This is a genomic window from Riemerella columbipharyngis (genome assembly GCF_900101995.1).
GTDB lineage: Bacteria > Bacteroidota > Bacteroidia > Flavobacteriales > Weeksellaceae > Riemerella > Riemerella columbipharyngis.
On record NZ_FNAS01000010.1, the window covers coordinates 61682 to 78825 of the forward strand.

The window sequence follows — 17144 nt, forward strand, 5'->3', positions numbered from 1 at the left end:
TTTCATTTCATTGGGAGCTTTATGGTAAAGGTGCTTCCTTTTCCTTTCTGGGACTCCACGCTTATCTGCCCATGGTGCATCTCTATAATTTTTTTCACATACGACAAGCCTAGCCCTTGTCCTTTCACATTGTGGATATTTCCCGTTTCTTCTCGGAAAAATTTCTCAAATATTTTATGCTTGTTCTGAGGTTCCATACCTATTCCCTTATCGGAAATCGCAATGACATAGCAATTTCCCTCATTCCGTGTAGCAATCTTTATTTCCGGAGCTTCCGGTGAATACTTGTTGGCATTATCCAGCAGATTGATAAGGGTATTGGACAAATGAAACTCATCTACTTTCAACATATACTTTTCAGCTTGAAAGTCCTCAATAAGTATTCCATTTCTGTCATTGATGATAAGTCTTACCGAATTAGCAATATTTTTTATCAATTCTCTTACATTGGTTTCTCTTAGGAAAAGGTTCATTTCATTCCGTTCCAGCTTGGTCATATTCAGAACATTTTCCACTTGTTTTTTCATTCTAATGTTCTCTTGCTTTATCAGTCCGGAGTAATATTTCACTTTCACAGGGTCTGTAGCTATTTTGTCATTTGCCAAAGAATCGGTTGCCACGGATATGGTAGCCAGCGGTGTTTTGAACTCGTGGGACATATTATTGAGGAAATCCGTTTTTATATCCGCTATTTTTTTCTGTTTCATCATATAGTTTATAGATACAATGTATATGATGAGAATGGTAAGCAGAGAGAGGAATGTCCCCAGCAGCATCGGAAGATTATTTCGTATTAAAGAATAATTCTTGTTTGGAAATACCAAAGACAGCGAATATAGGGTTTCATTCTTTTTATCCTTAAATAGCGGATAGGTATAATGCTTGCCGCCACCGTTATCCAAAAAAATTTTATTTCTAATGTCCGTTATCCTATTATCTTTATCATAGACCCCGTACCCAAAGGCTGTTTCTATACCGCTTAGCCTAAGCTGTTTCTTTACCACAGAGTCTATAATTTTATCGTTTACCCGTTTTTCTAAAGGCAGATTTTTCACATTGAGTTTAGCAAAATCTCGGAAGGTAAAGGTATTATTGTTTATTTCTTGGCTAATCTGCGTGGTAAGAGGCTCTACATTATTTTTTTTAATACGAAAAATTCCTTCGTCATTATATACCCTCACACGTTCCAAAGAATCGCCCATTGGTGACACAGGTATCTTCTGCGGCTGAATGATACTTCTACTGAAACTAATGAGTCTTCTATCTGCAGAATCACCTACTTCTTTGATGATATTGAGGGTCGGTTTATCTTTATTTTCAATAATAGAAGACTGTAAATCTTTATATTCATCGAGGTATTTATTGATTTCTATTTCGGAAATATCCTGTGTAGTTCCGGCAAGCACTTTCTGAACTTTCCCCGAAAATTCTTGTTCCAGAGAAGTATAGTATTCTTTAAGCCAATAAAATTGAAAAATAACAAAGACCACAAGGGAAATCGTCATTAGAACAGAAATTATTGGAATGAATTTATTATTCATAAAGTACGGTTTAGTTTCAGAAGTTAAAATTAAAAATAATTTTATAATAAACGCAGAATTCGAAAATTTATTTTAATTAAAATTTGTTAAAAAACAGACTTTTAACAAAATTTTAAGACTACAAAGTCAAACTCAGTAGAGTTTTACATTAGCTCTTCGTCTAAAAAGTACTGAATAATAGCCTTTTTCATCAGTAAACTCTGCTCATTGGGTTTTAGTTCCGGTAGAGCTTGCAGCTCTTTGTACTGTGGCCACCCATCATTATCGTATCCCGAAAACTTATAAAACCCATAAGGCTCTAAAAGTCTGCAAACCGCTATATGAAGGAGATTTAGCTTATCATCTTTAGAGTAGTTTTGCTTACCACTACCCAATTCCTGAACCCCTATAAGAAACAGCATCACCTCCAGACTTGGGTGTTTCTCTGTATCAAAATGCGTTTGGAAAAACAATTCTACTTTTTCCCAAAGCTCTTTTTCATTAAGGTAATACTCTAAATCCATAATCAAAGAGCAAAAATATAAAAAAGTATTTCAGTATCAAAACAAATAAAATTTTGCCCAGCATTCCACTAAAAGCCTTCGCAAATGATCGCTTGATTTTCTTGTCAATTTTGAACAACAAGAATTAAACATCCCCCTAACCCCTGACATATTACACAAGAAAAAATATTTACTCGTGTCATTTTGTCATACATTAAATCGTGGCATATTCTTGGTGATAATGCGAAATGTGAAATTAAAACAGTAATTAAAAAAATATCATAAAAATGAGTAAAATAATTGGAATTGACTTAGGAACTACCAACTCTTGTGTTGCCGTAATGGAGGGTAAAGACCCTGTAGTAATACCAAATGCAGAAGGTAAAAGAACGACACCTTCTATTGTAGCCTTTACCGAAGACGGTGAAAGAAAAGTAGGTGATCCAGCTAAAAGACAAGCGGTAACCAACCCTAAAAAAACAGTGTATTCTATTAAAAGATTTATAGGAACACATTTCAAAGATGATGCTACCGAAATAGGAAGAGTACCTTACGAAGTAGTGGCTGGACCAAACGATACCGTAAAAGTAAAAATAGACGACAGAGAATATACCCCTCAGGAAATCTCTGCGATGATTCTTCAGAAAATGAAAAAAACAGCCGAAGACTATCTCGGACAAGAGGTTAGTAGAGCTGTAATCACAGTACCGGCTTACTTTAACGATGCACAGAGACAGGCCACTAAAGAAGCAGGAGAAATCGCAGGGCTGAAAGTAGAAAGAATTATCAACGAACCTACTGCAGCAGCTTTGGCTTATGGATTGGACAAAAGCCACAAAGACCAAAAAATCGCAGTCTATGACCTTGGTGGAGGTACATTTGACATCTCTATCCTTGACCTTGGGGACGGCGTGTTTGAAGTGCTTTCTACCAATGGTGATACCCATCTTGGAGGAGATGACTTTGATGATGTAATCATCAATTGGCTGGCAGAAGAGTTCCAAAAAGAAGAAAGCGTAGATTTGAAAGCAGACTCTATCGCTCTTCAAAGATTGAAAGAAGCAGCAGAAAAAGCAAAAATAGAATTATCTTCATCTGCACAAACAGAAATCAATCTGCCATACATTACGGCTACAGCAAGTGGACCTAAACATTTAGTAAAAACTCTTACTAGAGCTAAATTCGAGCAACTTTCTCAGGATTTGGTAAGACGCTCTATGGAGCCTTGTAAAAAAGCTCTTCAAGATGCTGGCCTTTCCACTTCGGATATAGACGAGGTAATCCTTGTAGGAGGTTCTACCAGAATCCCTATTATTCAGGAGGAAGTAGAAAAATTCTTTGGCAAAAAACCTTCAAAAGGCGTAAATCCAGACGAAGTAGTAGCAATAGGTGCTGCTATTCAAGGAGGTGTACTTACAGGTGATGTAAAAGATGTATTGCTTCTTGATGTTACCCCTCTTTCTTTAGGTATAGAAACTATGGGCTCTGTATTCACAAAATTGATTGAAGCCAATACAACTATCCCAACTAAAAAATCGGAGGTGTTCTCTACTGCAGTAGATAACCAGCCGGCAGTAACCATCCGCGTAGGGCAAGGAGAAAGACCAATGTTTAATGACAACAAAGAAATTGGCAGATTTGAATTAACCGATATTCCACCGGCACCAAGAGGCGTACCTCAGATTGAAGTAACCTTTGATATTGATGCTAATGGTATCTTGAATGTATCCGCTAAAGATAAAGGTACAGGCAAAGAACAGTCTATCAAAATCCAAGCATCATCAGGACTGTCCGATGCTGAAATCGAAAGAATGAAAAAAGAAGCTCAAGAAAATTCTGCAGCAGATGCTAAGAGAAAAGAAGAAGCCGACCTTGTGAACAAGGCAGACTCTCAAATCTTCAACACAGAAAAACAATTGAAAGAGTTTGGAGACAAGATTTCTGCAGATAAAAAATCAGCAATAGAATCTTCTTTGACAGAGTTAAAAACAGCTTTTGAAACTAAGGATATGGCAAGCATCAAAACAAAGTCCGAAGCATTAGATGCTGCATGGATGGCCGCTTCCGAAGAACTTTACAAAGCTCAAGCAGATACACAACAATCTGCAAATGCAGATCAAGCACAAGGTAATACCGGAAACAGCGGAGATGATGTGCAAGACGCAGACTTCGAAGAAGTGAAGTAAGAGTTGATTGTCAACGATTAGTAAATATTAAAAACTACTATAAAACATTGATTTATAGTAGTTTTTTATTTTATACTTTATTGTATTTTATTGTTTTTCTTATTTTTTTAATCATAAATTTGTACCATATTTGTAGCGGGTCTTAATTTACTATAATATGAGTCTTAAAAGTCTTAAATAATCTTATTGCTACTTATTATATATGAAAAATGGGGTTTAGTAATTTGAAAATACCTAAAATTTGCGAACAATGTGAAAAACCATTTGAGGCAAAAACAATGACAACTCGTTTTTGTTCGCATTTATGTGCTGATAAAAACTATAAGAATCGGAAAAAGAAAGAAAAAGAATTAAAGGAAAGAGAAAAGGTTTTAGAAAAATATGTAGATAAAATTGCAGTTCTTCAACTCAGAGAATTTATTTCTGTGGGGGAGGCTGTTATTTTATTTGGTATTTCAAAAAGCACAATTCATAGATTAATCAAACGGAAAGTAATTCGTAGTGTAAATTTAGGGGAACGACTTACAAGGATAAATAAATTGGAATTGGAAAAACTCTTTTCGCCAATTATCATTGATGAAAAAGAAAAACAAGAAAGTGAACTTCGTAAAAAATATAAAAAAGAAGATTGCTATACGATATCACAGGTAAGTGAAAAATTCGGGGCAAATCCTTCAACGGTTAATCGTGTAATTGATAAGTTTAAAATTCCAAAAGAAAAAATAGGAAATTTTGTATATGTTCCTAAAAGTGAAATTGATAAAATATTTATTGGAAAATGAGAATAAAGCCTACAAAATGTACCGTAAGACTTCGGAAAGCAGAGTTTAAGAAAGAATGGTATGTATATATTGAGAGCTATCCTGTGTTTGAAGTCAATAATGAAAAGCCTAAGAGAGTAAGAGAATATATCAATAGAGTGTTAGTACGGTAGTTTTTGATAAAAACCGTTCAGCACGAACTGATGAAAATGGTAATGTTTCCTATAAACCTAAGCGAGATGAAAATGGAATAATTCTCTGTAAAAGTGATTTGGATAAAGAAACAATGCTATTTGCTGATGCTGTACGAAGAAAATTGCAGAAACAATATGATGATTTGATATTGCTTGGGGACAATCAAGAATTGAAGCAAAAAGAATTATTACAGGAAAATTTTATATCATATTGTGAAGAGTTGTTGAAAAAACGCCATAGAAATAGTTCTAATGCCATTCGGGTAAATTGGAAAAGAACAATAGAACTCTTAAAATTATATGTAGGAAAAGAAGCTAAATTTTCACAAATAGATTTGAAGTTTTCAGAAGATTTTAAGATGTTTTTACTTTCTGCACCTTGTAGTGGGAGCAAAAAAGGTGTTATATCTGTTAATACTTCGGCGACTTATTTTTCTATTTTCAAAGCGATTCTAAAACAAGCTTTTATTGATGGTTATTTTTCTTCGGATTTATCAGGAAAAATTAAAGGAATACCTAATAGAAAATCAAGAAGGGAGTATCTTACGGAAGAAGAGCTGAATATTTTAGTAAAAACGCCTTGTGATAATGAAGTTCTGAAACGAGCATCTATTTTCTCTGCACTCACAGGATTGAGGCATTCGGATATTCAAAAATTAAAATGGAAAGAAATTGTAGTTGATGGAGAAAAATAGAACTTCATTTTACTCAAAAGAAAACCAAAGGCGTGGAGTATAAACCTATTTCAAAACAAGCGTTAGAATTATGCGGAGAAAGAAGAGGTTTAGATGATTTGGTTTTTGAAAATTTGCCCAATCCTTCGTGGATTTCTCGCCCTTTGAAAAAATGGATTGAAAAGACTGGTATTCATAGAAATATCACTTTTCATTGTTTTAGCATACTTATGCTACTTTGCAATTAGCCAACGGAACGGATATTTACACCGTGAGCAAAATGCTGGGGCATACCAATGTAAATACAACACAAATCTATGCAAAAGTAATTGATGAAAAGAAAATAAAAGCAGCGGAAGTTATTAAGTTAAATTTTTAAAATATAGAATATGATACAAGAGAAACATTTGATTTTGGGAGCAAAAGAGTTAGGAGTTATCACTTCAATATTAGCAGCTACCATACCCATTATGGTAAAACTGGAACTGAATAAAGAAAGTGTTTATATGACTATCTTCGTGTTTATATTATCAATGGTCTTTTTATATTGTAATTTTCAACTTTTCCTTTTAGAAATTTTTAGATTTGTTAAAAGATTGAAAGAAATATCCAAAAAATCAATTAAGGAACTGGGAGATAAAATAGCTGAAAGTAAAAAATATTTTTTAAATAAAGAAAACATTTCATACCAACTTGTAAAGGCGGAAATTCCTATTGTAAATATTTATAATATGAGTTATCCAAGCCTTCAACAGCCTAAAAAAGAATTGATTAAAAAACAAACTGAGCCAACAGAAAAACAAGAAAAAGCCATAGAATACACTCAAAAAGTTTTTGAAAATCACATAGAAAATCCCCAAGATTTGGAAAATTTTTACAAAGAAATCATTGCCTATTCTAACGGAAAAACAGATTTTTCAAATTCAAAATCTATAATAGTAAAAGATTTAACAAATTATGATTTGTATCATTTTGGCTGGAATATTTGGAATCATTTCAAAGTTGGAAAACAGGAAATTATAGCCAATTTCTTGCATAATATTTTTACTGAAAAATTAGGAAATCAAACAGAAAGTACCATAATAAAACATTTACGCGATGATGAAAAAAAGGGAAAAATCATTTTAATGAAAGATGTTACTAAATTTTCACAAAATAAATTGTTGTGCTTTTTGATGTGATACAATGTGTTTTATGTTTTCGCATAAAAAATTATGAAAAAGCAATAAAAATTAAAACTATAATGATAATTAGGAAGTAAGCACAAAATTAAACACCATTGATGATAAAAAATAATGTGTTTTAATGATGTGATGATGTGTTTTTTTAATCACAATTAAAATACATCATAGTTTTGCTGACATAATTTTGAAAATTAAAAATATTATGAATGCAAACGAAATTTCATTTGAAAATCTGCCAAAAGCAGTTGCCTTTCTATCTCATCAGATATAAGAATTGAAAGTTATTGTAAAAAGTAAAGAAACTATTGAAATCAATAACAAGAAAATTCCCATAAGCATAGATGAAGCTTGTAAGATTATCAAAAAGGCAAAACCAACAGTTTATACATTAGTACGAAAACGACAAATTCCGCATTATAAAAATGGGAAAAAACTCTATTTCTATGAAGAGGAATTGCTAGAATGGATTTCAAAAGGCAAAAGAAAAACCATTCAGGAAATAGATGAAATAGTATTTCAAAACCGAAAAAGGGTTTAAGTAATTTTAATCTAAAAGTATATCAAAATGGAAAAATTACCTTTGCCTTATCGTGTGGGTACGACTTACTATAAAATCATAGAACGTCCTCAAATCTCGGGTGATAAAATTACTTCACTAGTGAAATGGTCAAGGGAAACTATTGTCCAAGACTACGGCAAGAAAATCATTTACGATATTCCGAAATACGATGGTTTTTGCTGTATACCCAATCATTTGAAATATCAAAAACGGTTGATAACTTCTACAATATTTACAATGAAATTCCGCATCAGCCGAGTGTTTCCAGAGTTTCAGTTGATGAAATCCCGTTTTCTATCTCTTTTCTGCAACATATTTTCGGTAGTCAAGTGGATTTAGGGCTTGATTATCTGAAAATTCTATTGGAAAATCCCACCCAAATTCTGCCTATTTTATGTTTGGTAAGTAAGGAAAGAGCCACTGGAAAAACTACTTTTCTTAAATGGCTCAAAGAAATTTTTGGATTGAATATGACTTATATCAAAGGCGATGCTTTTGGTAGTCAGTTTAATTCCGATTGGGCTTCAATGCTTTTGATTGCGATTGATGAAGTGTTTTTTGACCGAAAAGAAATCACCGAACGGCTCAAATATCTTTCTACTACGAATAAAGATAAATTAGAAAACAAGGGCAAAGACCGGGAAGAAATTGATTTTTTCGGGAAGTTCATTCTCTGTTCCAATAACGAAGACAATTTTATTCAGATTGATGAAAATGAAATCCGATTTTGGGTTCTTAAAATCAATCCGATAAAAGTAGAAAATACAGAATTTCTACAAAATTTAATTTCAGAAATCCCACGATTTTTAAGTTTTTTAATTCACAGGAAATTCCATTCTGAAAAGAAAAGTAGAATGTGGTTTTTGCCTGATGAAATCAAAACCAAAGCTCTGCAAAAATTAGTGTTCAAAAATGGGAATAAATTAGAAGCCAAGATGGTGGAACTCCTTTATGAATTTTTTGAGAGTAATGAAGTTCAAGAAATTAGCGTTGTGCCACAAGATGTTCTCAATATGCTCAATAGAATGTTTCGGCAACTGAATTTTTCTCGTAATGATGTACGAACGATTTTGAAAGACAAATGGAAGTTAGAACCGCAGAAAAATGGACTGACTTACATTCGCTATGACATTGATTATTCAGGGAATTTCTACGAAAATAATGCGGTGGGAAGATACTTCAAAATTTCCAAAAATTTTATTCTTGAAAAATATGTTGATTTGTTGAATTAAAGTTTTAATATTTTTAAAATCAATTCAATACAAAATCAACAAAAGTCTCAACAAATTCTAAACCCTAAAACTTTGTTGAGTATTCGTTGAATGGAAAAAATCAACTTTGTTGAATTGTTGAAAATGTGTTGAGGCATTAAATCCTTATCAATCAAAACATTGTAATAAAAACTCAACAATTCAACGAAAAATAAGGATTTTATCATACGGAAATACTGATAAAATGTTCTGCTTTAAGTATTAGTGTTAATTTTTTTTATTTTCAAAAGATAAAACACAATCCTTTGCCACGGAGTTAGTGCAAAAAGTACCCATTGTTTACAAAAAGCGTGGGGCTTAATGTAAAAATGGAACTTTTTGGTTTTTTCCTATCGTCAAAAACATTTGCTAACCGCTAAAAATATGAAAAATGAAACAAAACTTTTTAACCCAATTTATCACGAAAATTCAAGAAGAACAAGAGCAAAAAAATGCAGAAGAAAAGAGGAAAAATCATTTTAGAACGATTGGGAGAAAAGGAGGTTTAGCCAAGAAAAAATCAGCAGTTTTTTCTAAGACTATCTCAGCAAAATTGACCGAAAAAGAGTTTCAAATCATCAAAGAAAAAGCCGAAAAACTAAACCTTAAAATTTCCAAATATGTGCGATTGATTTTAACTGAAAAAGAACTAAAAATCAATGAATATAAGACAGATGAAGTACTTCTTTCTTACGGAACTCATTTTAATAGAATAAGCAATTTATTGCGAAATCGTGAATTTTCAAATTTGGAAAATAAAAATGAGATTTTACAGGAAATTATAAATACTACCAATTTGATTTACAACTATCTATATCAAAATAAAATCAGAGATGAATAATTCTGCCACTACAAGAAGAATTTCCAAAATCGCTTTGGAATATAACGGAAACGATAAAGGTACAGCTGAGATGGTATATTCTAATAATTTATTATCAAATACAGCTGAAAATCAATATAAAGAAATGAAAGCCATTGCAAAACGAAACAAAAATGTAAAGAATTGGGCTTTAACAGGATATATTTCGCCTGAAAGAAGCAAAGAAAATGAAGTTTCTGATGAAGTTTTGGTAAAATTAACCTTAAAAGCCTTACAAAAAGTAGGAGTTACAAAGGATAATCAAATTCGGTTAGATATTCATAATTCTACCAAGCATAAGCATATTCATTTTGTGGTAAATAGAGTGAATACGCACGGTATCAACACTATAAAATCCCATAAAATTGGCGAGAATTTTGGAAAAGCTGTGAGAGAAATTTGCACAGAAATGAATTTGAAAACAGATGTAGAAATCAGCAAAGAAAAGAAAGAGCAAATGCTTGAAAATTTGCAAAATTCCCTAAAAATAGCCACTGATTTTGATGAATTGATTGAGGAAATGGATAGAAGAGGTTATAAAATCACTTTGTCAGAAAATGTAAAAGTAGGCGTTTCGGGAATGCGGATTGTAAGACATTCGGACATCAATACGGAAACGAAGCGAGAATATTTAGCAGGATACAAACTTTCGGAGATTGCCAATAAGTTGAAAATCAGGAATATAAAAGAAATTTTAAAGCAAAACAATGCTGAGAAAATTAGGAGAAATAAAGAATTAGAAATCAAAGAAGAATTACATAAACCCAATAGAAGAAAATTTTAATAAAAATGGAAAATAAAGAAATAGATGACGGCTTGGAGTTGCTGAAAAAAGTGATAGAAACCAATGAAGAAAATATTGATAATAACTCGCGAATATTAATGGCTTTTGAAGATTTATTGAATTTATTAGGGGAGGCTGAAAGTACATTAAGAGGAGCTTCTTATACTTTGGAAAACTCCAAAAAAGTTCTTGTGAGAACGAGCCATATACTAGAAAACACCCCAAAAACCTTTGAATTTAAAGCAACAAAAGAAGAACTCAAAGCACGGGATCGATTTATTCATTCTATTCCCAAAAGTATTGAGGCTCATATTCCTGAAAAGTTAGAAAAAGACCTGATATTGCTGAATAACACTATATCAAAAGTAAATGGGAAATCTAGTGTTTTCAAATATTCTATTTTGGGAGGAATAGGGAGTTTGATTTTATCTATAATATTGCTGGGAACTAAGCGGATATTTTACTCAAAAATGGTATGCTGAAAGTATTAAAACTAAGGAAGAAATTAGGAAGGAATTACTAGAAGAATTTGAGAATAAAGGTAAAGGGATTTATGATGTAAAATCTTATAAAAAATTGCAATATAATACAGATTTGGTTAATAAATGGATTGAGAAGAAATATCCAAACGATGCGGATAAGTTTCTACGCTTTAAAGAAGGTTATGAAACTAGGTAAAATTCATTATATTTGCTTTGTTTTTAATTTTTATAGATAACTGATGAATTTCACAGAAGACTCACGCGTAAAAATTCCTGCTATTCTACATTTAGCAAGATTGGGTTTTGAATATATTCCTCGAAATCAGCATTCACTTCGTAATGAGAGAAACAATATTTTCCCTGATATTTTCAAGGAAAGTATCCAGAAAATCAATACCAATATGAGTGATGATGAAGTGGGTAGGTTGTTGGAAGATATTGCGGTGTCATTAGAATTTGATGATTTGGGGAGAGATTTTTATCAGCGTTTGACTTCTTCAAGTAGCGTAAAGCTCATCGATTTTGAAAATTTTAATAACAATTCTTTTCACATTACTACGGAATTGGCTTATAAAAGTGGTGAGGAGGAATTTCGTCCTGATATTACGATTTTTATCAACGGACTTCCGTTGATGTTTGTAGAGGTAAAGAAACCTAATAATCGTGAAGGTATTATCGCGGAAAGAAACCGAATGAACCGCCGTTTTGGAGCTAAACATTTCAAAACTTTTGCGAATATTACCCAATTGATGGTTTTTTCCAATAATATGGAATACGAAGATGGCACCACAGCACCTATTATGGGAGCCTTTTATGCAACTTCGGCATATGGGAATATCCATTTTAACTATTTCCGAGAAGAAGAAATTTTCAATTTAACCCATATTTTAAAACCTGAAAATTCAGAATTTGAAGATTTTATTTTGAAGGATAATAACATTCCGCAAATAAAACATTCTCCTGAATTTAAGGAAAATAAAGACCACAATACCCCTACGCATCGGTTGCTTACCTCTTTGTTTAGTAGGGAACGATTGGCTTTTATGCTAAAATACAGCATCGCCTATGTGAGAGAAGAAAACAAAGAAACTGCCCAGCAGGAGTGGCAAAAGCACATTATGCGTTATCCGCAAGTGTTTGCTACCTTGGCGATTGAAAAGAAACTAAATGAAGGTATTCATAAGGGGATTATTTGGCATACGCAAGGTTCTGGGAAAACGGCATTGGCGTATTATAATATAAAGTTTTTGACCGATTATTTCCAGAAAAAAGGCATTATTCCTAAGTTTTATTTTGTGGTGGATAGGCTGGATTTAGCCAATCAAGCTCAGTCGGAATTTGCAAAACGCGGTTTGGAAGTCAAAAAAATTAACTCTCGCCGTGATTTTGTAGAAAATATGAAATCTACCAGCGTGGTAATGGGAAGTGCTGGTGGAGCAGAAATTTCGGTGGTGAATATCCAGAAATTCAGTGAAGAAAGCGTGGCTTCGGAAAAATTAGATTACGATGTGAATATTCAACGAGTTTATTTCATTGATGAAGCCCACAGAAGTTTCAATCCGAAAGGAGATTATTTTCTTAATCTTTTAAAATCGGACGAAAAAGCCATAAAAATTGCCTTAACAGGCACGCCTTTGTTGAAAGAAACTGCTAAATTATACGATTCCAAAACTCTTTTTGGTGATTATATTCACAAATATTATTACAATAAATCCATTGCCGATGGCTATACGCTTCGCCTTATCCGTGAAGAAATTGATACCGAATACAAAATAAAAATGCAAGAGGTAATGGAGCAGATTTCGGTGAAAATGGGTGAAATAGACAAAAGCACTATTTTCTCTCATCAGAAATTTGTTTCGCCAATGTTGGATTATATTGTGAAGGATTTAACCGAATTTCGGGAGCGAAACGCTGATAGTTCCCTTGGGGCGATGGTGGTTTGCGATAGTTCTGACCAAGCCAAAGAATTATATCATCAATTTACAGAAAAATATTCTAAAAGTGAAGCGATAAATCCCTATGCTCCACAGAAAGTATCGGTTATTCTTCACGATGTGAATGATAAAATCACACGAGAGGGTGAGATTAAGGATTTCAAAAATGGAGAAATTGATATACTTTTCGTGTATAATATGCTTTTGACAGGTTTTGATGCCAAGCGATTGAAAAAATTATATTTGGCTCGGGTGGTGAAAGACCATAATTTATTGCAAACACTTACGCGAGTAAATCGCCCATACAAAAATTATCAATATGGTTTTGTGGTAGATTTTGCGGATATTTCCAAGCAATTTGAAAAGGCAAATTACAACTATTTGGAAGAATTAAAATCCGAATTGGGCGATGAAATGGAGCATTATTCTAATCTTTTCAAAACTAGAGAAGAAATAGAGCAAGAAATTGCCGAAGTTAAGGAAACTTTATTTCATTATAGTACACAAAATAAAGAAATTTTCAATTCTCAAATTAGTGAAATTACAGATAAAAAAGAATTGGCATTACTTTTAAAACAACTTATCAATGCCAGAGAACTTCGGAATATCATTCGTTTGCAAGGCGAAGAAGATTTACTCAAAAACGCAGATTTTGCTCTTTGGCTTGATTTGTTAAAAATTGTCTCGGCACGAATGGAAATCTTGAAATTTGCCGAAAGTATTGAGCAAGGACAAACCATTGAAAATCTTCTGAATGTAGCGTTGGAAGATGTGTATTTTCAGTTTGTAAAAGTCTCGGAAGAGGAATTAAAAATAGCCGATGAATTACAAGAAAAACTCCGCAGAACGCGTGAGGAAATGCAACGAAATTTTGACCCAAAAGACCCAGAATTCATTTCACTTCGGGAGGAATTGGAGCGGATTTTCAGAAATAAAAACTTACAAGAAACCACCCAAGAAGGAATGCAAGGGCATATTGTAATTTTGGATAAAATCTACAATAAAGTGAAGGAAATTAACCGAAAAAATGCCCTTCTGAAAGAAAAATATAAAAATGATGAACGCTATGTGCGTATCCATAAGGAATTAAAAAGCAATCAATTAAAAAACGAAAAAGAAAGCCAAATTCACGAGGCACTTTTGGCAACCAAAGAAACGCTCGATGAAATGGTTTTAAGAAGTAGTCATATTTTAAGCAATACAGAATATTTTACGCAAGAGCTTATTAATCAAATTATCGTTAATTTTATGGATAGGCATAAAATCATCAAAGAAGAAGACGAAAATGCATTTTTGGGCATACAAAATATTGGAAATCTGATTTCCGCAGAATACCAAAATGGTTGGAAATCTTGGTGATAATTTTTTATGAATTGAAATTAAAAGCAAATCAATGCTTAAAAAAAATGAAAAAATGACAGATATAAAATACATTACCGAAACTAAAAAACTTATTGATGACCTAAAAAGCGTATGTGCTAACTATGGCCTGGGCAACGATGGAAATGAATTCAAAATCATTTCTCAGGTGTTTTTGTACAAATATATGAACGATAAATTTTCCTATGAAGTAAAGCAAATGAGCCCAGAATTGGCTTCTGCGGAAAATTTTCAGAAGGCTTACGAGGAAATGCCCGAAGTAAAAAGGCAATTTCTGTTGGCTCGTTTGGGGAATAAAGCCCCGCATTTAAAGCCCGAACAACTGCTCTCGCATTTGTTTAATAATTCTAATCAGCCCAATTTTTCGGAAATTTATTTTGATGGAACGCTGAGAAACATTAGCCAAGAAAATATCAATTTATATTCTATCAAATCTACTTCTGGGGCAAAGGATACAATGTTTGATGAACTGAGTAAATTCATTACCGACCCTTCGCAACGCGATAATTTCTGTAAAGCATTGGTGAATAAGTTGGTGAATTTCAGTTTTGAAAAAATGTTTTCGGAAAAATACGATTTTTTTGCAACCATTTTTGAATATTTAATCAAAGACTACAACTCGGATTCTGGCGGAAAATATGCCGAATACTATACACCCCACGCGGTGGCTCGGATTATGGCGTCTATCTTGGTAGGAAAAAAAGAAGATGTTAAAGATGTTAAAATCTACGACCCATCGGCAGGGTCGGGGACTTTGTTGATGAATATTGCTCACGCCATTGGAGAGAAAAATTGCACGATTTATTCCGAAGATATTTCGCAAAAATCTAGCAATATGCTTAGGCTGAATTTGATACTCAACAATTTATCTCATTCCATTCCTAATATTGTAAAAGGGAATACCATTTTAGAACCTTCATATGTGAATACAAAGTTCGATTATATTGTTTCTAATCCACCGTTTAAGTTAGATTTTTCTGATTATAGAGATAATTTAGACAAAGACAGCAACCGCGAACGATTTTTTGTAGGAATTCCGAATATTCCTAAAAAAGACAAGGATAAAATGGCTATTTATTTGCTTTTTATTCAGCATATTATGTATTCGCTCAGTGAGAAAGGTAAGGCAGCGATAGTAGTACCTACGGGCTTTATTACGGCACAAAGTGGTATTGAAAAGAAAATTCGCCAGAGATTGATAGATAATGGCTGGCTTCGCGGAGTAGTAAGTATGCCGAGTAATATTTTTGCCAGTACAGGAACTAATGTTTCGGTATTGATTTTAGATAAAAATGCAGATAATGAGCATATTGTGTTAATGGACGCTTCTAAATTAGGGGAAACCATTAAAGAGGGAAAAAACCAACGCACGGTACTAACGACAGAAGAAGAGCAAAAAATAACCGATGTTTTCAATGAGAAAAAAGCGGTGGAAGAGCTATCGGTAGTGGTAACCGCCGAAGAAATAAAAGCGAAAAATTATAGCTTTTCGGCAGGGCAATATTTTGAAATTAAGATAGAATATGTGGAAATTTCTGCTGAAGAATTTGCCCAGAAGATGAATGAGTTTGAAACTACACTAAAAAATCTCTTTGAACAAAGCAATCAATTGGATAAAGAAATTTTAGAAAATTTTAAAAAGTTAAAATTTAAAGGGTAATTGGGAATGAGTGATTATATAAATATAAATACTTTTATAGAAACAGATATTTCTGGGGATTGGGGAAAGGAAGAAGAAGATAAAAAACATAAACTCAAAGTTTTTTGTGTGAGAGGAGCAGATATAAATAGTCTGAATATGGGAAATTACAAAGAGTTTCCTATCAGATTTGTACAAGAAAAAAGTAAAGATAAATTTCTGAAAGAAGAAAATATAATTATTGAAATTTCGGGAGGAAGTCCCACTCAATCAACTGGGAGAGTAGCTTTTTTAGAAAATGTAGATAAAGATATAATTTGTTCTAATTTTTGTAGAGCTCTACAAATCAAGAAGGAATTTTCAGCGAAATATGTATTCTATTTACTTCAAAATATTTACAAATCAGATATATTTTTCAATTTTGAGAGTAAAACGAGTGGGATAAAAAATTTATTATACAATTCAGCATTTGAAAACATTAAAGTTCCCAATAGAGATTATGCAATACAGGAGAAAATTGTGATGACTCTGTCATCAATAGATAAAAAAATCCAACTTCTCCATCAGCTAAATGATAATTTAGCACAATGCTATAAAAAAAGAGACCCAACATTGGTCTCTTTTTTATTCTATTTCTATTTGTCCGTTCATCAACATTGGCAAAAGGGTATCACGGAGGGCTCGTAAGTGGTGAATTTGTTGTTGGTTTAGTAAGATTTTTTGATTTGAGTTATTTACAAATTCTCCAAAATTCTCCAAAATTTTTTGAGTAGGAAGAATAATATCTAAAACTTCAATATCTTTTGGATAAATATGTGGTTGAGCAGAACCTTTTGCTTGTTGATAAATATATTCTTGAAATAATTTTAAAGTTTCATAAATATATAAGGTTTCTGTCAAGTTTTCTCCTCTTACGACCGTACAATCACAAGCAAAAATACTTTCTCTCCAAAAATTAACAAATCCTGCATTTGCTCCCGAAGCACTAATTGTTATTGTATTTTCTGGGTAATTGCTTATATCGTGATAATATGAAAAATCTAAACCCGCAGAAACTACTTTGATATCCCCATTTGCATTTGCTTCTTTTTCAGTAATTAAAGTTCCTTTTTTAATAAAACTATATTCCCCTAATTTCTTCACCTCCCACTCCGCAGGGATTTCTCGTTTTAGGATTTCATTATAAACCATTTTTCCTCCACTGGATTTATAGGGTTTTCCATTTTCATCAG

At 32.7% G+C, this 17144-nt stretch carries 14 protein-coding genes and 3 pseudogenes; 14 read left to right on the forward strand and 3 right to left on the reverse strand.

Annotated elements, in window-relative coordinates; genetic code table 11:
- Nucleotides 1–2: 2 nt before the first annotated feature.
- Both BLS89_RS06695 and BLS89_RS06700 read right to left on the reverse strand, forming a co-directional pair.
- On the reverse strand, nt 3–1541 hold the full coding sequence (locus BLS89_RS06695; RefSeq protein WP_092736821.1) for a sensor histidine kinase: 1539 nt from the start codon (nt 1539–1541) through the stop codon (nt 3–5).
- 143 nt (nt 1542–1684) lie between these two features.
- On the reverse strand, nt 1685–2044 hold the full coding sequence (locus tag BLS89_RS06700) for a hypothetical protein (protein WP_092736823.1): 360 nt from the start codon (nt 2042–2044) through the stop codon (nt 1685–1687).
- A 266-nt stretch (nt 2045–2310) separates the two neighbouring features.
- Here BLS89_RS06700 and dnaK point away from each other — a divergent pair, with 266 nt between their 5' ends.
- From dnaK to BLS89_RS06760, 14 genes and pseudogenes are all read left to right on the forward strand, one after another.
- Entirely contained in the window at nt 2311–4209 is a 1899-nt protein-coding gene (gene dnaK, locus BLS89_RS06705) for a molecular chaperone DnaK (protein WP_092736825.1), read from the forward strand.
- Between the two features lie 224 nt (nt 4210–4433).
- The gene (locus BLS89_RS06710; RefSeq protein ID WP_245688908.1) at nt 4434–4991 is read left to right on the forward strand and encodes a helix-turn-helix domain-containing protein; all 558 of its coding nucleotides are present in this window, start codon (nt 4434–4436) and stop codon (nt 4989–4991) included.
- Nucleotides 4988–5143, forward strand: coding sequence for a hypothetical protein (locus BLS89_RS11060; RefSeq protein WP_245688910.1), 156 nt, complete (start codon nt 4988–4990; stop codon nt 5141–5143). Before BLS89_RS06710 ends, BLS89_RS11060 begins: the two co-directional genes overlap by 4 nt.
- Before the next feature lie 98 nt (nt 5144–5241).
- A complete protein-coding gene (locus BLS89_RS11065; RefSeq protein ID WP_245688912.1) occupies nt 5242–5859 on the forward strand; it encodes a site-specific integrase in 618 nt (205 codons plus the stop codon).
- A gap of 214 nt (nt 5860–6073) precedes the next feature.
- Nucleotides 6074–6217: pseudogene (locus tag BLS89_RS11070) on the forward strand (site-specific integrase); the annotation flags it as partial.
- A 10-nt stretch (nt 6218–6227) separates the two neighbouring features.
- On the forward strand, nt 6228–7019 hold the full coding sequence (locus BLS89_RS06720; RefSeq protein ID WP_092736829.1) for a hypothetical protein: 792 nt from the start codon (nt 6228–6230) through the stop codon (nt 7017–7019).
- Nucleotides 7020–7224: 205 nt separating this feature from the next.
- Nucleotides 7225–7560, forward strand: a pseudogene (locus tag BLS89_RS06725) (helix-turn-helix domain-containing protein).
- Between the two features lie 27 nt (nt 7561–7587).
- A pseudogene (locus BLS89_RS06730) lies at nt 7588–8813 on the forward strand (primase-helicase family protein).
- Between the two features lie 409 nt (nt 8814–9222).
- The gene (locus BLS89_RS06735) at nt 9223–9672 is read left to right on the forward strand and encodes a plasmid mobilization protein (RefSeq protein WP_092736831.1); all 450 of its coding nucleotides are present in this window, start codon (nt 9223–9225) and stop codon (nt 9670–9672) included.
- Nucleotides 9665–10474, forward strand: coding sequence for a relaxase/mobilization nuclease domain-containing protein (locus BLS89_RS06740; RefSeq protein ID WP_092736833.1), 810 nt, complete (start codon nt 9665–9667; stop codon nt 10472–10474). Before BLS89_RS06735 ends, BLS89_RS06740 begins: the two co-directional genes overlap by 8 nt.
- Before the next feature lie 5 nt (nt 10475–10479).
- Nucleotides 10480–10956, forward strand: coding sequence for a hypothetical protein (locus BLS89_RS06745; protein WP_092736835.1), 477 nt, complete (start codon nt 10480–10482; stop codon nt 10954–10956).
- Between the two features lie 239 nt (nt 10957–11195).
- Complete coding sequence (locus BLS89_RS06750; protein WP_092736837.1) at nt 11196–14252, forward strand: type I restriction endonuclease subunit R; 3057 nt, start codon at nt 11196–11198, stop codon at nt 14250–14252.
- A 55-nt stretch (nt 14253–14307) separates the two neighbouring features.
- The gene (locus BLS89_RS06755) at nt 14308–15933 is read left to right on the forward strand and encodes an HsdM family class I SAM-dependent methyltransferase (protein ID WP_092736859.1); all 1626 of its coding nucleotides are present in this window, start codon (nt 14308–14310) and stop codon (nt 15931–15933) included.
- A 6-nt stretch (nt 15934–15939) separates the two neighbouring features.
- Nucleotides 15940–16599 carry a restriction endonuclease subunit S gene (locus BLS89_RS06760; protein WP_143017741.1) on the forward strand — a complete coding sequence of 220 codons (660 nt, stop codon included), beginning with the start codon at nt 15940–15942 and terminating at the stop codon, nt 16597–16599.
- Here BLS89_RS06760 and BLS89_RS06765 read toward each other — a convergent pair.
- Nucleotides 16537–17144 (reverse strand): restriction endonuclease subunit S (locus BLS89_RS06765; protein WP_092736841.1); only part of this gene is annotated, 608 nt, incomplete at its 5' end. The genes BLS89_RS06760 and BLS89_RS06765 overlap by 63 nt on opposite strands.